Source organism: uncultured Nevskia sp. (assembly GCF_903885465.1).
GTDB lineage: Bacteria > Pseudomonadota > Gammaproteobacteria > Nevskiales > Nevskiaceae > Nevskia.
In genome coordinates this window covers 1-7,445 of record NZ_CAISIQ010000156.1, presented here as the reverse complement: position 1 = coordinate 7,445, position 7,445 = coordinate 1, and the positions used below count along the sequence as shown (strand labels likewise).

Genomic DNA, 7,445 nt, shown 5'->3' with positions numbered 1-7,445 from the left:
TTCCTGCCGATCGTCGCTGACGCGGAAGCCGGTTTCGGTGGCGTGCTGAACGCCTTCGAACTGATGAAGAACATGATCGTCTCCGGCGCCGCCGGCGTTCACTTCGAAGATCAGCTCGCTGCGGTCAAGAAGTGTGGCCATATGGGCGGCAAGGTGCTGGTGCCGACGCAGGAAGCGATCGAGAAGCTGATCTCGGCGCGTTTCGCTGCCGACGTGCTGGGCGTGCCGACCATCGTGCTGGCCCGTACCGATGCCGAAGCCGCCAACCTGATCACCTCCGACCACGACGCGAACGACAAGCCGTTCCTGACGGGCGAGCGCACTCCGGAAGGTTTCTACCGGGTCAAGAACGGCCTCGAGCAGGCCATCTCGCGCGGCGTGGCTTACGCCCCGTACGCCGATCTGGTCTGGTGCGAAACCGGTGTGCCGGACATCGGCTTCGCCCGTGAATTCGCGCAGGCCGTGCACGCTGCCTGCCCGGGCAAGCTGCTGTCGTACAACTGCTCGCCGTCGTTCAACTGGAAGAAGAACCTCAACGACAAGCAGATCGCCTCGTTCCAGGAAGATCTGTCGGCGCTGGGCTACAAGTACCAGTTCATCACCCTGGCTGGCATCCACATCAACTGGTTCAACACCTTCCAGTTCGCCCATGCCTACGCCCGCGGCGAAGGCATGAAGCACTACACGCAGATGGTGCAGGAGCCGGAATTCGCGGCCCGCGACCAGGGTTACACCTTCGTCAGCCATCAGCAGGAAGTCGGCGCCGGCTACTTCGACGACGTGACCACCGTGATTCAGGGCGGTTCGTCGTCGGTCAAGGCCCTCACGGGTTCGACCGAAGAAGAGCAGTTCCACTAAGCGTATTGCTTGGTTGAACAAGAAGCCCGGCCTCGAGCCGGGCTTTTTTATGGGCGTCGATCAGGCTAACGGTGGCGCTGTTGAGCATCGTATAGTCGGGCGCGGCGCATTCGGCGCCGGACAGAGCCAACCAGAGCTCCGTGACATTCTCGGGAGGAATGCAATGCGTTTGCTGATCCGCGTCGTCGTATTTGTGATGGTGTTGCTAGTGGGTCTGGTCGGCATCGGCTTCCTGCTGGCCGATAAGGTCCATGTCGAGCGCAGCGCGAAGATCCTGGCTTCGCCAAGCACGCTGTACGCAGTGCTGAACAGCTTCGAGAAGTTCGACCAATGGTCGCCCTGGGCGGATCTCGATCCGCAGGTCAAGGTCGAGCGCAGCGGCCCCGCTTCCGGTGTCGGTGCCCGTTACACCTGGCACGGTAATGCCGATGTCGGTGCCGGCAGTCAGGAGATCATCGCCACCACCCCGAACAGCGAGGTCAAGATCGAGCTCGATTTCGAAGGCTTCGATCAGCCCAGCACGACCACGCTGGCGATCAAGCCGGACGGCAACGGCAGCCTGGTGACCTGGTCGATGGATTCCGTGCTAGGCAGCAATCCGATTCACCGCTACTTCGGCCTGATGATGGACAAGTACATCGGCCAGGATTACGAGAAGGGCCTGAGTCGCCTGAAGGTGCTCGCCGAAAGCCTGCCGCCGGTATCGGCAACGCCGGAGCCGGCTCCGGAAGCGGCTCCTGCGGCCGCGCCGGAAGCAGCTCCCACGAGCTGAAGCTGCTGCCTCTGATGCCGGGCGGCGCAAGGCCGCCCGGCAGTCTGATCTGCGGTTTGCGGGCCTTGCGCCTCAGGTCTGCCGCTGCACCGGCCACGCCGGTATCCTTCGCGCGATGAGCGAACCGCTTCCCCCGTCTGATGCCCGTTTCGATTCCCGGGCCTTCCTGTCGCAGCTGACCAGCTCGCCCGGCGTCTATCGCATGTACGACGCCGGTAACGAGCTGCTGTACGTCGGCAAGGCGCGCAATCTGAAGAAGCGCGTATCGAGCTATTTCCTGCGCGCCAGCGGCAATCCGCGCATCGAATCGATGGTCGACCAGATCGCTCGCATCGAGGTGTCGCTGACCCACACCGAGGACGAGGCGCTGCTGCTCGAAGCAACGCTGATCAAGGAGCAGAACCCGCGTTACAACGTCAGCCTGCGCGACGACAAGAGCTACCCGTATGTGAAGATCAGCAACGGGCATGACTATCCGCGCATCGGCTTCCATCGCGGCGGCAAGGACAGCGAAGCGCGCTACTTCGGTCCGTTCCCGAGCGCGACCGCGGTGCGCGAAACCCTGTACACGCTGCAAAAGCTGTTCAAGCTGCGTCCCTGCAACGACAGCTTCTTCGCCAATCGCCGCCGGCCCTGCCTGCAGCATCAGATCCGCCGCTGCTCCGCACCCTGCGTGAAGATGATCGCGCCGGAGGATTACGCGCTGGACGTCGCCCGCGCAGTGCGTCTGCTCGAAGGCCGTGGTGACGAATTGGCGAAGGAGATCGGCACCGAGATGGAAGCCGCCGCCGAAGCGCTGGAGTTCGAGCGCGCCGCCAAGCTGCGTGATCAGATCGCCGCACTCGCCCGTGTCCGCGAGAACCGCGCGATCACCGGCGGTGCCGACGAGATCGATGTCATCGCCGTCGCCCAGCATCCATCGGCCAGCTGCATCGTCGTCACCTCGGTGCGCGATGGTCTGAACCTCGGTCATGGCAGCTTCTTCCCGAAGCATCCGCATGGCATCGAGATTCCGGAACTGCTCGGCAGCTTTCTCGGCCAGTACTACCTGAACCGGCCGGTGCCGCCCGAAGTGCTGATCAGCCATCAGCCGGACGATCTCGAATGGATCGAGACCACGCTGGCCCACGCGGCCGGTCGCAAGGTGAAGATCACCGAGCCGCAGCGCGGGCCGAAGCAGCGGCTGATGGAGATGGCGATCAACACCGCCAATCAGGCGCTGTCGACGCGGCTGGTCGAGGCCGCGAGCATGGACAAACGCCTGATCGAACTGCAGCAGGCGCTGGATCTGGATGCGCCGCCGCGGCGGTTGGAATGCTTCGACATCAGCCATTCGATGGGCGAGCTGCCGGTGGCGTCCTGCGTGGTGTTCAACGAGGAAGGGCCGCTAAAGATCGCCTATCGCAAGTTCAACATCGAAGGCATCACGCCGGGCGATGACTACGCCGCGATCAAGCAGGCGGTGTCGCGGCGCTTCGCGCGCGTGAAGGCCGGCGAGGTGCAAGTGCCGGACGTGCTGTTCATCGACGGCGGGGCAGGGCAGCTGGCCTCGGCCGTCGCAGCGCTGGCCGAGCTGAACTTCGATGGCGTGCGCATCGTCGCCATCGCCAAGGGGCCGACACGTCGGCCAGGCCTTGAACAGCTGATCCTGCCGGAGCGCGATCAACCGATCGTGCTGCCGCCGGATTCACCGGCGCTGCATCTGATCCAGCGCATCCGCGACGAAGCGCATCGCTTCGCGATCACCGGCCATCGCGCGCGGCGCGACAAGGCACGCATCACCTCGGGCCTGGAAGCGATCGAAGGTCTGGGCCCGACTCGGCGCCGCGCTCTGTTGAATTCCCTCGGCGGGCTCGGCCAGATCAAGCGCGCCGGCATCGACGAACTGGCCAAGGTCGAAGGCATCAACCGCCGGCTCGCCGAGCGCATTTACGCGCACTTTCATTGACGAGCAACGGCTGATGGTCAGTATCGCGTGGTCAGGCAAGCAGCTTGCAGATGGAATGCAGCCATTTGCGCCTGCTTTTGCTGGAAACTAGTCACAGACCACGGGACACTGCTTCACCCATGCGGATCAATTTGCCAACTGCCCTGACACTCGGCCGTGTCGCCATCATCCCGGTGGTGCTCGGCCTGTTCTATGTCGACTGGCAGCACGCCCGCCAAGCCTCGGCCGTGCTGTTCGTCGTCGCCGCGTTCACCGACTGGCTGGATGGCTGGCTGGCTCGCCGCTGGAACCAGACCTCGAACTTCGGCGCTTTCCTCGATCCAGTCGCCGACAAGCTGCTGGTGGCGGTCGCGCTGGTGATGCTGCTGCGTGATCACTCGACTGGCCTGATGGGCGTGCTGGTCGCGGTCATCATCGGCCGCGAGATCACCATCTCGGCGCTGCGCGAATGGCTGGCCGAAATGGGCGAGCGCAAGCGGGTCGCCGTCGGCATGCTCGGCAAGATCAAGACTGCGTTCCAGATGACCGCGATCAGCCTGATGCTGTGGAAGCTGCCGGTGGGGCCGATCCCGGTCTACGAGCTCGGCTACGGCCTGCTGTTCGGGGCTGCGGCGCTGACTTTGTGGTCGATGGCCGTCTACATGAAGGCAGCCTGGCCGCTGATGAGAGACGAGCTCCAGCGGCCGGCCTGATCGCCTTGGCGGACTGCCGAAAAATAGTCGCTGTTTGGCTTGACAGCCCGTCGGCAATCACTAGAATACGCGCCTCGGAACACGGTGCGGGAATAGCTCAGCTGGTAGAGCGCAACCTTGCCAAGGTTGAGGTCGCGAGTTCGAATCTCGTTTCCCGCTCCATCGGTTTCGACAGACAGAACCTCGTTTAACGACGAGGTTTTTTCGCTTCAGGGCTCAAAACAGGCCCTGCGCTGCAAGCGGTTCGCGCAATGCGACCGACGCTGGCTCGATGGCAGAGTGGTGATGCAGGGGACTGCAAATCCCCGTACGTCGGTTCAATTCCGGCTCGAGCCTCCACCTCTGAAACCCTTGGCGTGCAAGGCTTTCAGCGACGCTTATTCCCTAATCTTCCGGCAGGCTCCCGAATCTTCCGGCAGGTCCGAAGTGGCCGCGCACGAAATCCAGCGCGTACTTCAGCTCACCGCGCGTAAATGCCGCCAGACCCCGAGCAGGCCCAGCCCGAGCATGATGTGGACGCCGATCACCGGCGGCCAGCCGAACAGATAGATGATGTCGTTGGCGAGACCGCCCTTGAACGGGGCGCCGCCGAACGACAGACCTCGGGTGCCGAACAAGGCATTGAAGATCGCCGGCACGGTGAACAGCCAGGCAGTCACCACGGCGGACCAGAAGAACCAGGTGAACTGCCGCGCGCGCAGGCGCAGGAAGCGTCCGCCGGCACCAAAGGCCATCAGGATCAAGCCGTGCGTGATGCCTTCCATGTGGGCCATGCGCCAGGCGCGGCCGTCATCGGGCACCGAGATCGTGATGTCGATCGGCAAGGGCCAGAGCACGATCTTGCCCAGCAGCGTGAAGAACCAGACCCAGCCGATCAGGATCGCCAGCACCAGCAGTCCTACGCCGTTCAGGAACAGCAGCGTGCGCATGCGCTCGCTCATGCTGGCTGCGTCGTCGATCACTGATTTTGCGTTCATGCCTGGGTCGGTCGGTGGAGAGCGTGCTGATGAATCTAGCCCAAGCGACGTCCCCAGTATGTGCGGACCAACCCGCGCTTCCTGCCCGCGTCATCCGGGAATCTTTTCCCAGATGAACACCGACGAAGCTTCCTTCCCATCCGCGCGCTTGCTCGGCGGCGTCGCCAGCGACAGATGGCCCTGCGCATCGAAGCTGTAGTAGCGCTTGGCCGCTTCGCCGATGCGGGCTTGATTCAGATTGCCGTCCTGGTGATGGACCATGCAGCCTTCTGCCGGCAGCAACTCCCAGCGACCGAAGTAGCTGCTGAAACCATCGGCAGAACCTGCAGGCGCTTGCTCGCGACCAGTGCGGACGATCTGCACCGACAGGCGGCCATTGGCGGCATAAACGAGCTGGCCATCGGCGGCGGCGCGCTCGGCGGGTGTTTCCAAGCCGGTCTTGGGATCACGATCGGCGATCGCGACCAGCTTCCAGGTGCCGATGAACTTCGATGCGAAGCTGTCCTTCAACGGCGGCGTGGTCGGCGGCGGCACGCGGTGATGCGTGGCCTGTTCATAGCCGTAGCCGATCTCGAACAGCGTCGCTTCACTCCACGGCCGGCCAAAGAACTGCATGCCCATCGGCAGGCCGGGATCGACGAAGCCCATCGGCACCACGAGCGCCGGAAAGCCGGTGATCGAGGAGTACATGTTCTGATCGCGGCCCAGCGGCGTGTAGGTGTCGCCGTTCTTCTTCGGCGGAAAATTGAATTGCGGATAGATGATGGCGTCTAGCTTCGCCGCATCGAAGGCTTTCAGGAACACCTGGCGAATCTCCTCGCTGCGCTGCTGCTTCGCCGCCGTGGTGGGATCCTTGTCCGCCGGATATTCGTAGTTGGCCTGGTTGGTGAACGCCGTCTCGAAGCGCGGCGCCAAGTATTTCTTCGACGCCACGATGTCCTTGAACGATTTGTAGGGCGCGGTCGGATGGGTGGCCAGATAGGCATCGAAGTCGTCGCGCATGCGGGTGTAGCCTTTCCAGTCCTTGGTCAGTTCCGGCAGCTCGGGCATCGCGAAGGGATCGACGATCACCGCGCCGGCTTTTCTCAGGTCGGCAATGGCTTGATCCATCAGCGCGACGACTCTGGGATCGGAGTTGTCGGCCGGCACGATCTGCCGCAGCACGCCGAGCCGTTTGCCCTTCAGCGATCCCGGCTTCAGTCCTGCGGTATAGCTCTTGGGCACATGGCCCTTGCTCTTCTGGCTGATCGGATCACGCGCATCCGGGCCGGCGATGGCTTCCAGCAGGGCGGCGGTATCGCGCACGGTGCGCGCCATCGGCCCGACCGTATCCCAGAAGACATTCAGCGGCATCACGCCATCGAGACTCACCAGGCCGTGCGAGACGCGCAGGCCGACCACGCTGTTGATCGACGCCGGCGCCCGCACCGAGATGCCTGTGTCGGTGCCCAGACCGATCACCGCGAAATTGGCCGCCATGGCGACGCCAGTGCCGCCGGACGATCCACCCGAGGCATAGGCGGTGTTGTACGGGTTGCGGATGTAGCCGGGCGAGCGCGAATTGATGCTGTCGAAGCCGCCGTTGGCGAACTCCGCGAGCGAAGCCTTGGCGATCAGGATGCCGCCGGCCTTGCGAACGCGTTCGATCGATGTGCCATCGCGCTGCGGTTGAAAGTCCGCCAGCGATGCCGAGCCGCCCGAGGTCGGCAGATCGCCGGTGTCGATGTTGTCCTTGGCGACGAAGGGAATGCCGTGCAGTGGGCCGCTGAGCTTGCCGGTCGCCCTGAGCCTGGCATCGAGCGCATCGGCTTGCTCCAGCGCCTGCTGGTTGACCGTGATGATGGCGTTCAGCATCGGCCCCTGCTGATCGTAGGCCTCGATGCGTGCGAGATAGGCCGCGGTCACCTCATGCGCCGTGGTCTTGCCGCTGAGGTAGGCCGCGTGTATCTGCTCGATGGTCGCTTCTTCGACGGCGAATTCGGCCCATGCAGCGGTCGGTATGACGGCAGCGGCGACGAGCAGCCAGCAGGCGTACGAGGTCGATAGCGGGTGGCGCAGGCGCATGAGGACGATCCATCGAGTGGGGGATGTCCACTTAGACGAGAAATCGTCCCGGGGACCCTACGCTTGGGGGTCGGCTTTCGCCTGGGACGAGCCATGCCGAACATAGCTCGGCTCGCGGGATACGATGCGACCGT

At 63.8% G+C, this 7,445-nt stretch carries 6 protein-coding genes and 2 tRNA genes; 6 read left to right on the top strand and 2 right to left on the bottom strand.

Annotated features, from left to right (window positions below):
• The 6 genes from aceA to QZY06_RS05765 all read left to right on the top strand — a co-directional run.
• Positions 1-858, top strand: an 858-nt coding sequence (gene aceA, locus QZY06_RS05790) for an isocitrate lyase (protein ID WP_295681432.1), incomplete at its 5' end; no start/stop codon positions are given.
• Positions 859-1,021: 163 nt separating this feature from the next.
• Complete coding sequence (locus tag QZY06_RS05785) at positions 1,022-1,630, top strand: SRPBCC family protein (protein ID WP_295681428.1); 609 nt, start codon at positions 1,022-1,024, stop codon at positions 1,628-1,630.
• Between the two features lie 115 nt (positions 1,631-1,745).
• On the top strand, positions 1,746-3,578 hold the full coding sequence (gene uvrC, locus QZY06_RS05780) for an excinuclease ABC subunit UvrC (RefSeq protein WP_295681425.1): 1,833 nt from the start codon (positions 1,746-1,748) through the stop codon (positions 3,576-3,578).
• Between the two features lie 119 nt (positions 3,579-3,697).
• The gene (pgsA, locus tag QZY06_RS05775; RefSeq protein WP_295681421.1) at positions 3,698-4,270 is read left to right on the top strand and encodes a CDP-diacylglycerol--glycerol-3-phosphate 3-phosphatidyltransferase; all 573 of its coding nucleotides are present in this window, start codon (positions 3,698-3,700) and stop codon (positions 4,268-4,270) included.
• Positions 4,271-4,356: 86 nt separating this feature from the next.
• Positions 4,357-4,432 (top strand) — tRNA-Gly (locus QZY06_RS05770).
• A 103-nt stretch (positions 4,433-4,535) separates the two neighbouring features.
• Positions 4,536-4,609: transfer RNA gene (locus QZY06_RS05765), tRNA-Cys, on the top strand.
• Between the two features lie 116 nt (positions 4,610-4,725).
• Here the strand turns inward: QZY06_RS05765 and QZY06_RS05760 are convergent.
• The gene (locus QZY06_RS05760; RefSeq protein WP_295681418.1) at positions 4,726-5,247 is read right to left on the bottom strand and encodes a hypothetical protein; all 522 of its coding nucleotides are present in this window, start codon (positions 5,245-5,247) and stop codon (positions 4,726-4,728) included.
• Positions 5,248-5,337: 90 nt separating this feature from the next.
• Positions 5,338-7,311: an amidase family protein gene (locus tag QZY06_RS05755; RefSeq protein ID WP_295681414.1), complete on the bottom strand. Its 1,974-nt coding sequence runs from the start codon at positions 7,309-7,311 to the stop codon at positions 5,338-5,340.
• Positions 7,312-7,445: the final 134 nt, after the last annotated feature.

Excerpts from the sequence above, each read along its gene's own strand:
- uvrC (WP_295681425.1), top strand. The coding sequence starts at position 1,746 with ATGAGCGAACCGCTTCCCCCGTCTGATGCCCGTTTCGATTCCCGGGCC.
- QZY06_RS05755 (WP_295681414.1), bottom strand. The coding sequence starts at position 7,311 with ATGCGCCTGCGCCACCCGCTATCGACCTCGTACGCCTGCTGGCTGCTC.
- pgsA (WP_295681421.1), top strand. The coding sequence starts at position 3,698 with ATGCGGATCAATTTGCCAACTGCCCTGACACTCGGCCGTGTCGCCATC.
- QZY06_RS05760 (WP_295681418.1), bottom strand. The coding sequence starts at position 5,247 with ATGAACGCAAAATCAGTGATCGACGACGCAGCCAGCATGAGCGAGCGC.
- QZY06_RS05785 (WP_295681428.1), top strand. The coding sequence starts at position 1,022 with ATGCGTTTGCTGATCCGCGTCGTCGTATTTGTGATGGTGTTGCTAGTG.